At 30.2% G+C, this 17,523-nt stretch carries 16 protein-coding genes and 1 pseudogene; 8 read left to right on the top strand and 9 right to left on the bottom strand.

What is annotated here, in order from left to right:
* Window positions 1-657: 657 nt before the first annotated feature.
* The 6 genes and pseudogenes from D2A34_RS06520 to D2A34_RS06490 form a co-directional block, all read left to right on the top strand.
* A pseudogene (locus D2A34_RS06520) lies at window positions 658-897 on the top strand (ABC transporter permease); the annotation flags it as partial.
* A gap of 145 nt (window positions 898-1,042) precedes the next feature.
* Entirely contained in the window at window positions 1,043-1,618 is a 576-nt protein-coding gene (locus D2A34_RS06515) for a hypothetical protein (RefSeq protein ID WP_119366087.1), read from the top strand.
* 439 nt (window positions 1,619-2,057) lie between these two features.
* On the top strand, window positions 2,058-2,513 hold the full coding sequence (locus D2A34_RS06510; RefSeq protein ID WP_119366086.1) for a LytTR family DNA-binding domain-containing protein: 456 nt from the start codon (window positions 2,058-2,060) through the stop codon (window positions 2,511-2,513).
* Between the two features lie 569 nt (window positions 2,514-3,082).
* Window positions 3,083-3,598, top strand: coding sequence for a DUF6622 family protein (locus D2A34_RS06500; RefSeq protein ID WP_119366084.1), 516 nt, complete (start codon window positions 3,083-3,085; stop codon window positions 3,596-3,598).
* Window positions 3,599-3,897: 299 nt separating this feature from the next.
* Window positions 3,898-4,608 carry an AraC family transcriptional regulator gene (locus tag D2A34_RS06495; protein WP_119366083.1) on the top strand — a complete coding sequence of 237 codons (711 nt, stop codon included), beginning with the start codon at window positions 3,898-3,900 and terminating at the stop codon, window positions 4,606-4,608.
* A gap of 242 nt (window positions 4,609-4,850) precedes the next feature.
* On the top strand, window positions 4,851-5,657 hold the full coding sequence (locus D2A34_RS06490) for an epoxyqueuosine reductase (protein WP_119366082.1): 807 nt from the start codon (window positions 4,851-4,853) through the stop codon (window positions 5,655-5,657).
* 81 nt (window positions 5,658-5,738) lie between these two features.
* Here the strand turns inward: D2A34_RS06490 and D2A34_RS06485 are convergent, their stop codons facing one another.
* From D2A34_RS06485 to D2A34_RS06475, 4 genes are all read right to left on the bottom strand, one after another.
* Window positions 5,739-6,938 carry an FprA family A-type flavoprotein gene (locus D2A34_RS06485; protein WP_079438217.1) on the bottom strand — a complete coding sequence of 400 codons (1,200 nt, stop codon included), beginning with the start codon at window positions 6,936-6,938 and terminating at the stop codon, window positions 5,739-5,741.
* Between the two features lie 32 nt (window positions 6,939-6,970).
* Window positions 6,971-8,875, bottom strand: a complete 1,905-nt coding sequence (locus D2A34_RS06480) for an acyl-CoA dehydrogenase family protein (RefSeq protein ID WP_079438218.1) — start codon at window positions 8,873-8,875, stop codon at window positions 6,971-6,973.
* A 150-nt stretch (window positions 8,876-9,025) separates the two neighbouring features.
* Window positions 9,026-9,190, bottom strand: coding sequence for a hypothetical protein (locus D2A34_RS26585; RefSeq protein ID WP_182629319.1), 165 nt, complete (start codon window positions 9,188-9,190; stop codon window positions 9,026-9,028).
* A gap of 187 nt (window positions 9,191-9,377) precedes the next feature.
* On the bottom strand, window positions 9,378-9,959 hold the full coding sequence (locus tag D2A34_RS06475; RefSeq protein WP_119366081.1) for a LysE family transporter: 582 nt from the start codon (window positions 9,957-9,959) through the stop codon (window positions 9,378-9,380).
* A gap of 180 nt (window positions 9,960-10,139) precedes the next feature.
* Here D2A34_RS06475 and D2A34_RS06470 point away from each other — a divergent pair, with 180 nt between their 5' ends.
* A complete protein-coding gene (locus D2A34_RS06470) occupies window positions 10,140-11,030 on the top strand; it encodes a LysR family transcriptional regulator (RefSeq protein WP_119366080.1) in 891 nt (296 codons plus the stop codon).
* Window positions 11,031-11,172: 142 nt separating this feature from the next.
* Here D2A34_RS06470 and brnQ read toward each other — a convergent pair whose 3' ends face one another.
* From brnQ to D2A34_RS06445, 5 genes are all read right to left on the bottom strand, one after another.
* Entirely contained in the window at window positions 11,173-12,528 is a 1,356-nt protein-coding gene (gene brnQ, locus D2A34_RS06465) for a branched-chain amino acid transport system II carrier protein (RefSeq protein ID WP_119366079.1), read from the bottom strand.
* A gap of 360 nt (window positions 12,529-12,888) precedes the next feature.
* On the bottom strand, window positions 12,889-13,326 hold the full coding sequence (locus D2A34_RS06460) for a hypothetical protein (RefSeq protein ID WP_147357736.1): 438 nt from the start codon (window positions 13,324-13,326) through the stop codon (window positions 12,889-12,891).
* Between the two features lie 31 nt (window positions 13,327-13,357).
* Window positions 13,358-14,434, bottom strand: a complete 1,077-nt coding sequence (locus D2A34_RS06455) for a DUF4179 domain-containing protein (RefSeq protein ID WP_119366077.1) — start codon at window positions 14,432-14,434, stop codon at window positions 13,358-13,360.
* Window positions 14,431-14,994: a sigma-70 family RNA polymerase sigma factor gene (locus D2A34_RS06450; RefSeq protein WP_119366076.1), complete on the bottom strand. Its 564-nt coding sequence runs from the start codon at window positions 14,992-14,994 to the stop codon at window positions 14,431-14,433. Before D2A34_RS06450 ends, D2A34_RS06455 begins: the two co-directional genes overlap by 4 nt.
* Before the next feature lie 386 nt (window positions 14,995-15,380).
* Complete coding sequence (locus D2A34_RS06445) at window positions 15,381-16,157, bottom strand: SDR family NAD(P)-dependent oxidoreductase (protein WP_119366075.1); 777 nt, start codon at window positions 16,155-16,157, stop codon at window positions 15,381-15,383.
* Between the two features lie 142 nt (window positions 16,158-16,299).
* Here D2A34_RS06445 and D2A34_RS06440 point away from each other — a divergent pair, with 142 nt between their 5' ends.
* Window positions 16,300-17,328 carry an AraC family transcriptional regulator gene (locus D2A34_RS06440; protein WP_119366074.1) on the top strand — a complete coding sequence of 343 codons (1,029 nt, stop codon included), beginning with the start codon at window positions 16,300-16,302 and terminating at the stop codon, window positions 17,326-17,328.
* The last annotated feature ends 195 nt before the right edge of the window (window positions 17,329-17,523 follow it).

Genomic DNA, 17,523 nt, shown 5'->3' with positions numbered 1-17,523 from the left:
TTTTCTATGTATTTTTTCATAACAAATAAAATTAACTTTTACTAAGTGAACTTATAAATAAGTTAAAATAATAAAACAATTTACGCCTAATATGTACGTACAAGTTTAAACACAATAAATAATAACAACAGTAGTTTTCACAGTAATATTCCACTTGCAGTAAGATGAATATATGATATATACCGCATTCAACAAGCAATCTAGAAACAATTCGGATTTTTCTTTAATGTTAGAATCACAACAAATTAATCACAACAAGTTTGCTATCTATATAATCTATCTTAAATTTATTCCAACACAAAAAGAAAATGTTTGTTTATTATTTAACAATTTTATAATACGCCTTTTCTTGGAATAATTCAAGATATTTTGTCAAAAAAAATTATCATTTGTAAAAAAGTTAAAAATAATCGTATTAAAAAAGTCTGAAAACTGTTGAATTTTTTAAAAAATCTCACATAAATAGTAGGTTAAAAGACGTTTCTACACGTAATAATTTTTAAGCATTATTAAAAATAAATTAATAAAAATAGTAAAGAGAATTTCAAGAAATATTTTAGCATTAGACATCACAAATATATCGTTATCTATTTAACAAAAATCGAATTAGCAACACCGTACATGTTTCTATACAAGTTATAACTATGTATTTATTTAGTTAATGACATGCTTGGTTTCCCTTCTGGAAGTTATATTGGATTATGGATCACGGAAAAAATAGACATTCCAGAAAATAAGCTATTAATAGTTGTAACAGTTGATGATATGAAAAAAGCCTTTGATACAATGACAAAACCGCTTCAAGCAATAATCGGAAGTATAGCTTTTGTATCTTTTATAATTGGGCTTATTGTAATATATGTTGTTACTTCTCTAACTATAGAGGAGAATAAAGATAAACAGAATTTCAATGGCTGAAGCATTAAAATCCAGAATTGAATAAAACGTGTATAAGTACTTGGTACTGAGTAACAATTCTTAAAGTAGCTAATATACTATTAATGATTAGGCTTAAAACTGTATCAATATAAAGGAGTATTATATGTATAATAACCAATTTCCTTGTTGGCCTCACTACAGGCATCAATCTACTTATCCCCACTTCAATGCAACGTGGAAAAATGCAGAGCCAACATTTGCTGCCTTTAGCGGTACCGTCACAAGGATTGAAGATTTTTACCCAGTTCAAGATGATGCATCAGTAGGCTGCTATAAATTAATGTCACTCGAAGATATAAACAGGGGACCGGTAAATTTTGTGATATCCCCTGGAACCTATTTTGTAGATCATGAAGTGGTAGAGGTAGGAGACGAGGTAACTGGATTCTACGATGCAAACGCACCTGCCCTTCTTATATATCCTCCACAATATCCTGCGATTGTTATGGCAAAAGACACAGGAGATCAAAATGTTACTGTAGACTATTTTAACAATCAACTTATAAGCAGCGATGGAAATTTAAAACTAAATATCTCACCATCTACTAAGGTAATTTTAAGAAATGATCAACCTTTTAACAGATACCCTAGAAATAAAAACCTAATTGTTGTCTATGGACCTACAACCAAGAGCATACCTGCTCAAACTACTCCCTATGAGATCGTTGTTCTTTGCTAAATGAAGATATGTTATATTAATGCATACAATCTTCTTACAGCATACTTTATCTATAAACATAAGGTGGAAGCCTATGCTAAAAAAGCTTAGCATAGGCTTCCCCTTTTTTCCTTATACGCCCATTAATATCAATTATCTTCATGTTTATTATCCCATTTCCTATCTATAAAATTTAATCATGCAATATTACCTACCTCATTTTAGATTAATTTTTCTTCTTGCTGATTTAAAATTTTTCTGTCTATAAAAGTTCTAGACACATAAGCATAAACACTTTAAAATAGATAAAAGAAGAATAAATGTTTAATAATGTAAAAGAAGAATTACAGACAACTCTATGATATTTTACATATAAATTTTGACTTCCCAAGAATAGTAATTATTTGTAGAACAACTATATTTTTATATAATGTATTGTTTAGATTATAGGAGTATAAACATGAAGGTTAATATAAATATTATCTCTTCTCAATTTGAAGAAGAAGTTAATTTTAATGTCCATAACGTTGATAAGAAAATTACCGAAGCAATAGAGTTATTGACATCGTCAAATCAAGTTATTCAATATTTACTCGGAAGAAAAGAAGAGAAACATTATAAAGTAAATGTAGATGGGATTTTCTATATAGAATCTATAGATAGAAAGATATTTATTTATACTAAAGCTGAAACTTACGAAATCTCTGAAAAATTGTACCTACTTGAAGAACAGCTAGCTTCTGTTGATTTTATTAGAGTTTCTAAATCCATGTTACTAAATATTAATAAGATACATTCTTTCTATCCAAAGTTAAGTGGCAACCTGGAAGCTCTTTTAATTAATAATGAAAAAGTTATAATTTCAAGAAGATATGTTGCGAATTTGAAAAACAAATTAGGAATGAGGGATAACTAATGATTTTTAAATATTCTAGAAAAGTATTACAATTAACCTCAGTAATTTTTACAGTAATAATATTATTCCAGCTCTTAACAGAACAACATTTAGATAATACCCGAATCTATGAATTACTAGCTTTATCTTTGGTCCTGTCGTTAGTAAAAATCATTATTAATAAATATGTTATTTCTGTAGACTCAATATTTAATCCATTAATTTATATAATTATAATTTGGTTAATGGTACTTGCTTCAAATTATCTTTTTAATTGGAATATGTCTTTAATATCAATATTTTCAACATTGGCTGAAGTCATATTAATTTATCTATGTGTACGACTTATTAACTTTCAATATGAGAAAATAGAAGTAAAAAAAATGAATGAGATATTAGATAGAAACAGAAAAAATAAACAATAACGCTAAGTTGTTGTTTATTTTTTTATTAATCTTTATATAATATTATCTGCCTTTTTATACCGCTTATGTATCCAAATAAACCGCTTACGCCAATCTATATTGTTCTTACTTAATTTATATTGTACTCTTACAACATGATGTGAATTAAGAAAGAAGGTTATTATTATGATGATTATTAATATTATTTCAAGAATTGTAAGCGGAACTCCTTTTTATGTTTGGGTTATATTTATTTTTCTTTTAAAGCGCGGAATTAAAGCGAGTAAAGATGGTGAATTATCTCTATCTAAAATGTTTATTATGCCATCCATATTTATTATTTGGGGCTTAGAAAAATTGCTCATAGGTTTTAGTTATTTAGGAATCTCTATGATTTTTTACGCTATCTTTATGTGTTTAGGAACATTGATATCTTATTTTTTATATTCTCGATATAGAAAACTATATTTAAAAGATGGTTCCCTATACAGAACCGGATCATATTTGACTTTGGCTATTATTATGACTAATTTTTTTGTAAAGTATCTATTAAATATTGCTTTAAGCATTAATCCATTATTATATAATACACTTTCCTTTAGCATTTTATATGCATTATTATGTGGCTTTTCTGTTGGTTTATTTATTGGAGGTATCTTTCAAGCATACAATGCATATTCACGCTTAAAAGCAGCTGCATAACTATTCTGGTATAAAGTACGTGATGATTAAAACACTCTACCCCTCTCAATTAGTAAAAACCACGAAAACTCTAAAATTTCGTGGTCTTTTTGAAGTTTATGGTAAGACTTAGTCATCTTCTTGTAAATACTCGATTAAGTCTGATAAAGCTCCATATGCCAATACTTTCATTGTTATAACTTCTTAATATAAATGAAAGTTCAAGTATTTGAATAGATAAAGCTAATACTAAACTTGTGCTATAATAAATTTAATATGGAAGTTTAAATTATAGTAAAAAATGGAAAGGAGGAATGATTTTGAATTATATAAAATGTGAGCGTAGAATATATAGTTTTAAAAGTGATACCCATACTCATGAATATGGACAACTAATCTTGCCACTTCAAGGTATTCTTTCTATAGAAACTGATTATAAGAAATTAGAGTTAAAAGATGATTCATTATTCTTTCTTCCTCCAGATTGTAAGCATACCTTTAATGCTAGCAATACCAATGAATTCTTAGTTTTAGATATACCTGATAAAATGCTCAACAAGTATGATATGGAAAAAATGTGTGGTGGAAGAGATATTTTATTTGATGAAAAATGGAAAGCAATAAGATATTTGTTGTTAAATGAAGCTGAGATCAACCAAAATTCTAGTTCTATAAATAATTTATTCCTCTACTTTTATAATTTTATCACTACTGAAAATTTGCCTAATTCAGTAAAATTCATTAATGAACATTTTACTGAAGATATTGATTTAAAGAAATTAGCAGATATAGAGCACTACAACGTTAGTTATTATAGTGAATGGTTTAAAAATAATATGAACGTTTCTCCTACTGAATACATCCAAAATTTAAGAGTAAGGAGAGCAAAGGAACTCCTTTTAAATACAAACTTAACAGTTTTACAAATTTCTCAGATGGTTGGCTATGAACACAATTCATCATTTACCAAGGTATTTAAACACTTAGAAAAAATATCACCTGCAGAATTTAGAAGAAACATCAAGAAATAGACTAAAAACTAACTATATTTCAGCAAAGACTTATCTAACTGAAGATATATAATAGTATATATCGAGATAACCAGACTACAACTTAGACTTATGTGATAACTTACCGAAATGCATATAACATTAAATACACTGTTGTAATATATCGTCTTTTTTCTTTGACTATTTAAAATGAAAAATATTAGTAGAAGATAATTATTAAAAGAAATATAACAAACTCATGTAAAGAAGGGATGTGCTTTAGCATGAAAGAAAGAGTTACTAAAATGATACGAAACTTTGTTAAGGAATACGAGAAGCAAGATAATATTTCAACTAAATGGGGTGAGCCTTTAGTTGGCTTTGCTGATGCTAATGATCCTTATATTTTAAATTTTAAGGAACTTATTACACCTACTCATGGTTTACCTAGTGACGTAATTTCTGATGCATCAATTGTTATAGCTTATTTTGTTCCATTCACTAAAGAATTGGCTAAAACAAATGGAACTCCTGGAGAAATTGCTTCTCCTGAATGGGCACTAGCTTATGAGGAAACCAATGCAATGTTCGTTAAGCTAAATGACTATATGGTATCAGAACTACAAAAACTTGGATACAATGCAGGTGTTTCACCTGAAGCTTCTACATTTGATCAAAAGATATTGAAAAGCAATTGGTCTCATAGACATTTTGCAAAAGTTGCTGGCCTCGGAACCTTTGGTATCAATAATATGCTTATAACTAAGGCTGGATGCTGTGGAAGATATAGCACCATTGTAACCAACCTAGATGTTAAACTAGATTCGCCTTTAGAAGAAGAACTTTGCTTATATAAAAAGAATGGAAGCTGCGGTATATGTGTAAAACACTGCCCATCAGGTGCATTGACTTTAGATGGGTATGATAGGCATAAATGCTATGTGGTATTAATGAAAAATGCAGAATTATATACAGAGTTCGGAAGCTCTTATACTGACGAATCTGGTGATAAACCAAATAGTGTAGGTAGTGATGTATGTGGAAAGTGTGTAGTAAATACACCATGTACATTTTTCTTTAAAAAGCCTTAATTACGTTGTTAATCAATCTATAAATATATAAAATTAACCCATGAATCTAATCATGAGTTAATCTTTATACTTTCTCTTAAATTATTTCATTGATTCCAGTATACTATCGACAATAGAATCTATTGAATCCTCGTCACTTTCTTTCATGCTAGAATTAATTGACATATCGCAATCTAGAATAGTCATGTCCTTCATTTGCTCTATTAGTTCACGCATTAATTTGCCTGACTGAGGAGCCCATGAACCATTTTCTATAAGAGCAAAAGTACGTTTTTGAAGATTTAATGCTTTCATATCTAATATATAATCATGGATTGGCGGATATATATTTAAATTGTAAGTTACAGATGCAAGAACAATATGGCTGTATTTGAATGAATCAGAAATTAAATATGAAACATGAGTTTTTGAAACATCATACATGTTCACATTAGTCATTCCCTTTTTAACTAACCTTGTTGCTAAATCATTAGCTGCTGCTTCTGTATTTCCATACATTGAGCCATAGACGATTAATACTCCTTTTTCTTCAGGTTCGTAACTGCTCCATTTATCATATTTATCAAGCAGGTAACCAAAATCATTACGCCATACAGGTCCATGAAGCGGACAGATAATTTTAATATCTATGGTTCCTGCTTTCTTTAATAGAGCTTGGACATGAGGTCCGTATTTTCCTACTATGTTTGTATAATATCTTCTAGCATCATCAATCCAGTCACGATCAAAATTCACTTCATCATTAAACAGCTTTCCATCCAAAGCTCCAAAAGAACCAAATGCATCAGCTGAGAAAAGTACTCCATTAGTAGTATCAAAGGTCACCATTGCTTCTGGCCAGTGTACCATTGGTGCAGCAACAAATACTACATTATGCTTTCCAAAGGACATAGTATCTCCTTCTTTGACCTCTGTTATTTTACCATCTATATCAAAACCAAACTGACGCATGAACAAAGAAGCTTTTTCAGTACATATAATTTGTACCTCTGGATAGCGAATAACAATTTCTTCAATACAAGCTGCATGATCAGGCTCCATATGATTAATTACCATATAGTCTAAAGTTTTGTCCCCTAGAACCCCTTTAATATTTTCAAGGAATTGTCGGCAGATTGACCAATCTACAGTATCAAATAGCACTGTTTTCTCATCTAAAAGTAAATATGAATTATATGAAACACCCCTTTGAATAGGATGAACATTTTCAAAAAGAGCAAGACGACGATCATTGCCTCCAACCCAATAAAGATCTTCAGTTATTTCTCTAACGCAATACATGGATAATCCTCCTTTATTTTTTATTGTATGTCTTATACTTCTATAAACATATCCTTTTCTTCACCACAAGCAGGGCAAGTCCACTCTTCAGGTAAGTTTTCAAAAAGTGTACCTGGACTTACTTCTCCTTCTAAATCTCCCACTCCAGGATCATATTCATAGCCACATCCATTACATACATAATGCTTCCAAGTTGGAATAACTTTCTTCACTGAAGCTCTCTTAATCTTTTTCATAGGTGGTGCCTCTTTCTTTTCCTCACCATTATCTAAAGCCTCAGTTAGTAGTGGCAATACTTCCTTCAAGTCACCAACTATTCCATAATCAGCATTCTTAAAGATTTTTGCATTTGGATTAATATTTATAGCAACTATTGTAGATGCGTCTTTTATTCCTTTCAAATGTTGACCTGCTCCCGAAATACCGCAGGCAATATAAAGATTTCCTTTAAACTTTTGACCTGACATACCTACATATCGGTCTATTGGCACATATTTTAATGTTTCAGCTACAGGACGTGAAGAACCTATTGCTGCACCAGCTTGTACTGCTAAGTCTTTTATAAGATGCATATTTTCCTTTTCTCCTATACCTTGACCTACGCTGACTACTCTTTCTGCTTTACTTATTGGCGTATCCATAGGAATTCCTACAGTGAAATCATATCCGTCTTTCTTAAGAGCTTCTACAAGAGTATTCACTCTTTCTTCTAGAGTTCCATCTTTAAAAATTACTTTTTTACGATATCCTGTAGCAGGTTCCCTTGACGTTTTTGCTACTTGCTCTGTCTTTGGCATTTTACCTATAATATTAGCTGCAATAACAACTCGTTGAATTTCATTAGTTCCTTCGTATATTGTGCAAATTTTAGCATCTCTGTAGGCACGTTCAACTTCCATTCCTTTAAGGTATCCGCTTCCACCAAATATTTGAAGAGCATCATTGACAATCTCAAGACAAACATCTGAAGTATATTGTTTAGCCATAGCAGCTTCCATACTGTAATGTTCATGATTTCCCTTAAGCTCTGCGGCACTATAAACAAGAAATCTAGCAGCTCTAAGCTTTGTAGCCATATCAGCTAGTTTAAAAGCGATTATTTGCTGCTGGCAAATAGGTTTACCAAATTGAACTCTTTCTTTTGAATACTCTAAGGCATTCTCATAGGCACCTTGCGCTATCCCAAGGGCTTGGGCGGCAATACCAATACGACCACCATCTAAAGTAGACATAGCAATCTTGAAGCCATCGCCTTCTTTACCTAATAAATTTTCCTTAGGCACTTTTACATCATTAAAAATTAACTCTGCAGTAGCTGAAGAACGAATTCCCATTTTGTCATAATGTTTACCAAAACTGAAACCTTCCCAGCCTTTCTCAACTATAAATGCACTAATGCCGCGTGTACCAATGTCTGGTGTAGTTACAGCGAAAACAATATTAATATCTGCCTCACCACCATTGGTGATGAATATTTTTTCGCCATTTAAAATATAATAGTCTCCTTCCAATACGGCGGTTGTTTCTGTTCCACCTGCATCACTACCTGCGTTTTCTTCAGTTAGACCGAAGGCACCAAGTTTCTCTCCTTTTGCGAGTGGCACTAAGTATTTTTGTTTCTGCTCCTCAGTTCCAAATGCCGCAATTGGATATGTTCCAAGTGATGTATGAGCAGACAGAATTACTCCTGTTCCCCCATCAACTCTTGATAATTCCTCTACAGCAATTGCATAACTGATCACATCTAAACCTGCTCCTCCATATTCTTTAGGATATGGAATTCCCATCACGTCCATATCAGCTAGCTTTTGAACTACTTCTGACGGAAATTTATTTTCCTGATCCAACATAAATGCAATAGGTTTAACTTCCTCTTCTGCAAACACTCTGATCTTTTCCCTCAAGTTTTCATGCTGTTCTGTAGTCTTAAAAAACATAAATACACCTCCAATAAATTATACGGTTTCACCAACGTCATTCTATGAAATCTGCAAAACCACATTACTCGATACCATAAGTAAAATACTCCAAATTTAATTAATCTTTGTATTCCTTTTCATTGTTGAAAATTGTACAGTTAATGTATCTTACTTACTAAACCATTTTCTCAACACATTCCTTAAATGTATACCTAAACCGTATACTTTAATTGTATACCTCATAGGTATACTTTTCAAATGTCCCTTTATCCATTTATAACCATAATAGCCAATAACAGCTTGTATTTTGTTATCTTTTGAACTTATAACCATTTTTTCTCCTATTAGCTTACAAAAGCAACGTTTTTCATTTTATTGAAACATTATTTGAGTCTGTCCTCCTTGTCTAACTTAAGCTGTATTTAACATTTTCACATTGTATACCAACACTTATAATTATGCTATTTCTAATACTATTATTAATTTAATTTGGTTTTAAATAAAATTATATTTTAAACCCTTATATTATTAAGGTAAATGCAGAATAGACTAAAAGTAATGCCATTATTATGTTAACTGCAACCCTATATCTCTCAAAAAACCTCTGAAATACTGCACCAAAAACTGCCCAAGCGAAAACTCCAGAACATCCAAAGACTGTGATTAGTAATGTAAAAGCTCCAATTGAAATAAAAGAACTATAGAACGGGATAATAAAAGTAGAAATGGCTGTTATACCATATAATATAATTTTTACATTTACAAATTGTAGAATAAAACCTGTGATAAAGCTGTCTGCATTTTCTATATTCTCATCATTGGACCGTGATTTGCTTTTAACAACATGCCACGCCAGCCACAAAATATATCCTACTCCGATATAAGTCATAACAGGTTTAATCATTGGAATGATGTTTACAAGAATCACACTAAAAAAGCTACATAATACCATTACTGATAAAAAACCAGCGGAAATTCCTTGAATCAATTTAATACTCTTTTTCAATCCAAACTTACTTGTATTAGACATGGCTAATATGTTATTTGGGCCTGGTGTAAATGCTGTTAAAAGAGTAAAAGTTAAAAATGCTGTTAAATTCATGATATAATTCTCCTTCTAAAAATATTGTTCAAAATACTTGTCCTAGGTTTAATTTTTCAATATCCCCTTTCGTTAATTAATCCTATCAAATCACCATGTATTTGTAAAATTGATATTTTCAAATTGACAATTCATTTTTTTCAATATATCATGAACACTATACAGATTGGAGTGATATATGTGGATATAAGGCACTTTAAAACATTTAAATGTATTGTTGAAGAAGGCAGTTTTTCAAATGCAGCATTAAAGATTGGATACACTCAATCTACTGTTACATCACAAATTCAACAGCTAGAACAGGAACTTTCAATAAAATTATTCGAAAAGATAGGCCGCAATATGGTATTAACTCCACTTGGAAAAGAATTAATAACACATACAGATGAATTACTTGAAACAGTAAAAAAAATTGAAAGTATCGGAAAAAACGATGATATGCCTAAAGGGGAATTAAAAATTGCAATAGCTGACTCATTAATGTCATACAAATTACAAAATGTGCTTAGTTTATTTAGACAAAAAGCTCCTGATGTGAGCCTTTCTATAGTTTCATTAAATTGCTATGTGATTAATGACATGTTGGTTAAAGGTGAAGTAGACATTGGTTTACTTTATGATGTAGGAACTCATAAAGAAAGTTTAACGTCCGTTCAACTAACTGAATTTCCTGTAGTTCTAGTATGTTCACCTTTATTTGAACACGAAAAAGCTGACTTTAGCACGCCAGATCAAGCAATAAATACAAGCCTTGTTATCAATGAACCTAATTGTATCTATAGAAGAATATTTGAAAATTATCTTCGTAGTAATAATATAACCTTAAATAACACCATAGAACTTTGGAGTATTGAAGCAATCAAAAACTGTGTTTCAAGCAATTTAGGAATATCTTTCTTACCTCGTTTTGTAGTTGAAGATGAGCTTAAAAATAAAAAATTAAAAGAAATTCATGCAAACTGCTCTGATAGTAAAATCACGGCTATGTACTCTTATCACAAAAACAAGTGGATTAGTCCTGCAATGTCATTGTTTATGCAATTGGTTAGGGAAAATTTCGAAAGTAAATAGCAGAGATAGCAGCAATTTTCTTAAAGCAAAATGCATAGGAGAACCTCATTCATCTGAACTTGGTTCTCCTTATTTATTTAAATATTAAATTATATGTCAAACTTACCAGTTCACACTTTATAAATAAAGTTATCTATTGAATTTATATGCTATGTTTCTTGGAACTAGTACTCCAATTTATTAATCCGATAATAAATCCAGCAACGGCTGGCAATAGCCATCCAAATCCATAATCAAAGCCTGGTAAATATAAGTGAGCGAAATTGATAAGCTGTGTTATTGCTGCATTTTGTTGTAAGAATCCTGGTAGTGCTTTGCATAAATCAAAAAATGCTGCGATAACTGTTAATCCTGTTGTCCATTTGTATACATGACTTTGCTTCTTAATAACGGGTGCCAAAAGAGACAGTAATATTAAAGTAATTACTAATGGATATAAGAACATAAGCACTGGAATGGATAGCTGAATTATATTGCTTAATCCAAAATTAGCAATTACAAAAGAGAAAACTGTAAATATAACAGCATACTTTTTGTAAGAAATAGAGTTTGGGAACATTTCACTGAACATCTCAGAACATGAAGTAATTAAACCAATGGCTGTTTTTACACAGGCAATTCCAACGATGCCCGCTAGCAGCACTTTACCAATGAATCCAAAGTAATGATTACTTACCATAGATAAAATAATACCACCATTATCAGCCGATTCAACGCTTCCTAGGCTTGTAGCTCCCATGTAAGCTAATGAACTATAAATAATAGACATTCCAATAACACTTACCAAACCAGATTTACATGTTTCGATAACAATAAAGCGTGGCTCTTTAACCCCTAATTTTTGTATGTTTGAAATTATAATAATAGCAAAAGCAACTGAAGCCAAAGCATCCATAGTATTATATCCATCTAGTAGACCAGTAAATAGTGGCTGATCAGCGTAGTTTCCTTGAGCCGGGTAGCTACTCACTTGTCCCATTGGGCTTACAAAAACAACAATTAATAAAACTGATAATAATACCAAAAAAATAGGCGTAAGATATTTACCAACCCAATCTAAAATTTGTCCTGGTCTTAATGAAAAATAAATGGTAAAAATAAAAAATATTAATGAGAAAATGATTAATCCTAATTTCAAATGCTGATCTGGAATAAAAGGATGAATCCCAACCTCAAATGCAACCGTAGCTGTACGCGGAATTGCAAACAATGGACCAATTGTCAAATATAAAAGACACGTAAAAATACGAGCATACTTTGAGCTAACAGGTCTAGCCATATCAAATAAACTTTCACTTCTTGAAATTGCTGATGCCATAATTCCAAACATCGGAAGTCCCACACCTGTAATTAAAAATCCAATAGTCGCCATAAAAGTATGATTACCGGCTTTTTGTCCCATTTGCACTGGAAAAATTAAGTTACCTGCACCAAAAAATAGTCCAAATAACAATGAGCCAATCAGCAGATTCTGCTGAAAACTTAACTTCTGTTTCATGAAATAATCCTCCTGAATATTTTGATGTTTGTAGAAACCTTTATTGTCTTATATAGTAATTCTCAATTATCCAATTTCTATAACACCTTAATTTACATCTGTATATTATAATATATAGGTGCAAATTAGTAAAATTTATCTTTATACACTGTAATAAACATTTGGATTTCAACTATTCATTAGAAGTACGATAAAATCGCACCTCCACCTTAAATAAAACATTATATTTTAAATACTGAAATTTCCCTCTTTAAGGTTTCAGCTGTTTCTTTAGTTTTTATCACGAACTTTAAAACATCATCGGATTGCATGCTTATATTTGAAATTCTACTTGCAATATCGGTTGTTCCTTCTGCGCTATCACTTGTTGTCTGATTCTTCTAGTTCATTTTGCATCGATATACTTATTTTAGTCATAGAATCTTTAATCTCTATTTTTAATTCATCAAGCTGTCCGTCAATTTCTTTTGCATCTTCTACATTATAAGAAGAAGAGTTTAAAAGAGGAATTAACTTATTCTCATATGTGTCCACATATTTATGAAAAGCATCATTTGCAGTTGAAGCTAATGCCTTTTCCTCATCTGTGTCTGAATTTTCAATAACTTCTTGAATTAGCTTCTCTTTATCTATTTTCATTTTTGACCATTCTTTATTTGTCTCTTCCATGTTATGATTAATAATAGAATCTGCAATAATAGAGTATAGTTCATCTCCAATTTTAGAAGCCTCCACTGCTGTAACAGCAACTTGGCTTTTTAAATACTGATCATCTTGCAAGGCACCTAATTTACTCATACTACTAACAGTTATTAACATTACCGCTGAACTAATTTCTCTTTAGTTTTACTTCAACATTTTTTCCATTGTAATCTTTAATTACAAACCTCAAATCCTTAGGATTGTCAAAAGTTGTTATCGGAAAGGTTACTGTATAAATAAAATTATTATTTTCATCACTCATAGAACCTACACTTCCTGTAACATTTTTACTTACTCCCTTATCATCTATAAGATAAACATTTTTAAATACATCTTTATAATTTACATTCTTAGGAGAAGTAAATTTTAGTACTGTACCTGTTTGAGTGGTTTCTACAGAATTTACCTTAATCTCATTATTAGTATTGTCTCCTGTAAAAAATATACTTTTATTATTATTAAATTCACTATTTACATCTACTCTAAATTGCCATTTTCCTGATATCTCATCTAGATTATCATTTTGGCTATCAATCAAATTAAAGGAAATTGTTCTTATATTTATATCTATCTTATTTAGAACTGGAATGTTTTTATCATCGGAATCCAGTATAAGGTTATATCTTGCTTCTCCTGTGTCTTTATTTAAAATTTGAAAGTTGTCAGAGCTTGAACTAATAACTCCCAATACATTTTTATCAGAAAGGTCTTGGTCACAGTATCCATTAATTATTCTCCCTTTCTCATCTTTGATTTCCAAATCCATATCTAACCATTGTAACTTCTTTAAAATTTCTGGATTATCAAATTTTAAATCAAAGGACAAAGCAAATTTCGCTTTATCTATCACAATGTTGGTTACTTGAATTCCTACTCCATTATCATTAACAATACCTCCATTTACTTCTTGTACATAATTATGCTTCACTGCCTGTTCAATTGCTTTATTGTCTCCAAATATCTCTGTATTTATGGTTGCAATTACTGATTTACCTGCTAACGCTATTGAACATACTAAGATAAAAGATGCAGCTATTGAAAAACTCCTTCTCTTTGAACTCTTTTCTTTAACTTTATTAAGTACTTTACAATGTAACTTTCTTTTTTCCGTATCATTAAACTCAAAAGAGCTTAACTCATCATCTGTAATAGTAACATCATTTAATAGAACTAAAATTTCATCTTCATTAAAATTTGATTTCATTTCACTGCCTCCTCTTTATACGAAACATTTAGTTTTTCTGTAAGAGAATTTCTTGTTCTCCATAACCTGTTGTAAACTGCACCTTTTGATAACTTTAACTTCTTACTTATACTATTTACATCCTCATCAAAAATATATTTTCTTATGAATATTTCTCTATCTGTTTTACTTTCATTATTTAATAGCTCAAGTAATTGCTTTTTATTTTCCTTTAGAATATATTCATTTTCAACATTATTGGAAGAAAATAAAGACTCTTCTTCAATTTGTACATTATTTGTTTGCTTTAAGCTTCTCTTATAGTCTATAGCCTTATACTTGCTGACAGCTAAGAGCCAATTCTTAAAGGAAGCCTTCTGTGGATTATAAAGCTGATGCTTATTCCATACTAGGAGGTATATATCATTAAGACATTCCTTAGCGCTTTCATAATTATCGTTTCCTAAAACATTTATAACTACCTTAAAAGCGAAATTTGAATAAGTATTTATTATATATTCTAAAGCTTTAGGATTTCTTTTTCTAAGTTCTAATAAAACATTATCTTCATTGATAGTCATTTCTTAACTCCTTTCTTATTCTATATCTTTCATATATAGATACGGAACATTAACAAGATACTTCACAACAAATATTAAAATTATTGCTTTTTATGAATAAAAATACAGGATATTGCCCTTATATTGGGCCATTATCCTGTATTTATAATACTATATTTATTATTTGCAATGCTATTTTAAGCTGTTTCAATTTATATACTATCCTGTATATATCTATTTGTATCGCAATTAAACAAAATTTATCATACTACTTTTTATATGGTAAGTTATTTCTAGTAGCTTTTTATCTAATTTTAGTAAATCTACCACTCACTTACGATATGGTTCGCCGTATCATAAATAAATGATAACAGTTTTTCTTTCTTGCTTATTTAATAAATCACTGATTATTCCCTCATCACATTCATCCCAATTTTTATAACCATACTTCTTGGAATAAATCTGACAGATTGGGCGATAAGTTCATTAACGATACCTGTAATTACTACTGATTTACCTTTCATTAAAGCTTTGTACCCAATTTCAGCCACCTTACTTGGTTCCAGTAATTTCCCTCTAAAAAGCTTTATGTTTTCAATATTTGCTCGTTTTGCAAAATTTGTTCTTGTAGCCCCTGGGCAAAGGGTTGTAATTGTTACTCCCGTCCCCTTTAATTCTTCTCCTATTGCCTCAGACATATGTAATACAAAAGCCTTTGATGCACAATAAACCGCATTTAGTGGACATGGTTGAAAAGCACCTGTAGACGCAAGATTAAGTATTTTACCATGACCTCTTTTTATCATTCCATCAACAAATAACCTTGTTAGCTTTGTCATCGCAAACATGTTTATATTCATTAAATTTAATATATCCTCTATCTTTGTATCATGAAAATTGCCATACACCTGTATACCTGCATTATTAACTAAAATATCTATCTGTATAGAATTTTTCAAAGTATATTCCAATATTTCGTGTGGAGCAGAAGTTTTTGACAAATCCTTTGCAATCGCATAAATTGTTATTTCAGTATTCTCCTTACGAATTATGTTTATTGTCTTTTTAAGGTTTTCTTCATTTTGAGAAACCAAAACTAAATTATAATTATTTCTAGCAAATATTTTTGAAATCTCTAATCCTATTCCACTTGATGCACCTGTTATTAATACAGTTTTATTCATGTAATCCCATCTCCCTTACATTTATGTTAATATATTTATATAATATTTATCTGGCATTACAAATGATGGTTTACGCAAAACAATTGACAATTAGCGCAAATAAAATTATATTTTGAATAAATAAATTATAGGTGGTAAATATATGCATCTTACTAAATCTATTTCAGCAACAAAAATTTCGTCATTTTTAAGTAATCTTAATTGTTATGGAATTAGTACAAAAGACGTTATAAAAAATGCTAATGTAAATCCTTTAATTTTATCATCACCAGATAATAGATTATCAGGCCTTGAAGCTCAAAAAATAATAAACTCTGCTGTAAGGCTAACTAAAGACAATAACCTAGGCCTTCATCAAGGAGAGCATTTATCAAAGGGATTTTCTAATATTTTAGGCTATGTACTAATGAATTGTTCTACATTAAATGAATGTTGGACAAAATATTGCATATATGAAAAAATCATTGATAGCACAAGTATCTCTGATTTTAAAATTATGGATAATTACGCAGTATTAAGTAATGTAACTATAGATAACGAATTAGAAGATAACAGACATTTCTCAGAATTCAAAATTTCTGGAATGCTTTCATATATTAAATTATTGTCTAACGAAACTCTTAAATTGCACGAAGTTCATTTTTCCCATTCCAGGCCAAACAACACTTCTGAATATGAAAGAATTTTTCAGTGCGAAGTGCTTTTTGAAAAATCAACAAATGCTTTAATCTTTGACAGTGAGCAATTAAACATTTCTGTCATTGAACCAAATAAAAAATTATTACTTTTATTCGAAAAAAATGTCCAAGAAATTCTTGAAGGCTTTGATAATAATAATAATAATAATACATATTCTAATATGGTTACTGAAATACTTTTTGAAGAATTAAGAAAAGGTAATCTGCCTTCAATTGAAAATGTTGCAAAAAAACTACTACTGAGTATAAGAAGCTTACAATTATATTTACAAAAGGAAGATACCTCATATATTAAGTTGCTGAAAGAAACACGTAAAAGTATGGCTAAAAAATATCTAAGTGACATAAATATCTCCTTAGATGAGATTACATATATCCTCGGATTTTCTGAGACGAGTGCTTTTCACAGAGCATTCAAAAGTTGGACTGGTATAACACCTGCACAGTTCAGAAAATCTGTGCTAAATCATTAAACTTTCAAATTAATTTCACTTACCCAAAAGTACTATTAGTGTCACTTACCGCTTTAGAAGTAAGATAAGAAATGATAAGGGAGTGTCGCAAAATGATTAAATTTTTAATCAGGAACGATGCTCCTTTTCGGTTTAAAAAATGAAATCTACAAATATCTGAAATATCACATCAGTTATTTGAAGATTTTTGAATTT

Origin of the sequence: Clostridium chromiireducens, assembly GCF_003575225.1 — a bacterium.
Lineage (GTDB): Bacteria > Bacillota > Clostridia > Clostridiales > Clostridiaceae > Clostridium > Clostridium chromiireducens.
The sequence above is the reverse complement of the archived record's forward strand: the minus strand, read 5'-3'. Positions and strand labels throughout refer to the sequence as shown.

Excerpts from the sequence above, each read along its gene's own strand:
- D2A34_RS06510 (WP_119366086.1), top strand. The coding sequence starts at position 2,058 with ATGAAGGTTAATATAAATATTATCTCTTCTCAATTTGAAGAAGAAGTT.
- D2A34_RS06450 (WP_119366076.1), bottom strand. The coding sequence starts at position 14,994 with ATGACTATCAATGAAGATAATGTTTTATTAGAACTTAGAAAAAGAAAT.
- D2A34_RS06455 (WP_119366077.1), bottom strand. The coding sequence starts at position 14,434 with ATGAAATCAAATTTTAATGAAGATGAAATTTTAGTTCTATTAAATGAT.
- D2A34_RS26585 (WP_182629319.1), bottom strand. The coding sequence starts at position 9,190 with ATGGTTATAAGTTCAAAAGATAACAAAATACAAGCTGTTATTGGCTAT.
- D2A34_RS06515 (WP_119366087.1), top strand. The coding sequence starts at position 1,043 with ATGTATAATAACCAATTTCCTTGTTGGCCTCACTACAGGCATCAATCT.
- D2A34_RS06440 (WP_119366074.1), top strand. The coding sequence starts at position 16,300 with ATGCATCTTACTAAATCTATTTCAGCAACAAAAATTTCGTCATTTTTA.
- D2A34_RS06480 (WP_079438218.1), bottom strand. The coding sequence starts at position 8,875 with ATGTTTTTTAAGACTACAGAACAGCATGAAAACTTGAGGGAAAAGATC.
- D2A34_RS06500 (WP_119366084.1), top strand. The coding sequence starts at position 3,083 with ATGATGATTATTAATATTATTTCAAGAATTGTAAGCGGAACTCCTTTT.
- D2A34_RS06445 (WP_119366075.1), bottom strand. The coding sequence starts at position 16,157 with ATGAATAAAACTGTATTAATAACAGGTGCATCAAGTGGAATAGGATTA.
- D2A34_RS06460 (WP_147357736.1), bottom strand. The coding sequence starts at position 13,326 with ATGAGTAAATTAGGTGCCTTGCAAGATGATCAGTATTTAAAAAGCCAA.
- brnQ (WP_119366079.1), bottom strand. The coding sequence starts at position 12,528 with ATGAAACAGAAGTTAAGTTTTCAGCAGAATCTGCTGATTGGCTCATTG.
- D2A34_RS06490 (WP_119366082.1), top strand. The coding sequence starts at position 4,851 with ATGAAAGAAAGAGTTACTAAAATGATACGAAACTTTGTTAAGGAATAC.
- D2A34_RS06475 (WP_119366081.1), bottom strand. The coding sequence starts at position 9,959 with ATGAATTTAACAGCATTTTTAACTTTTACTCTTTTAACAGCATTTACA.
- D2A34_RS06485 (WP_079438217.1), bottom strand. The coding sequence starts at position 6,938 with ATGTATTGCGTTAGAGAAATAACTGAAGATCTTTATTGGGTTGGAGGC.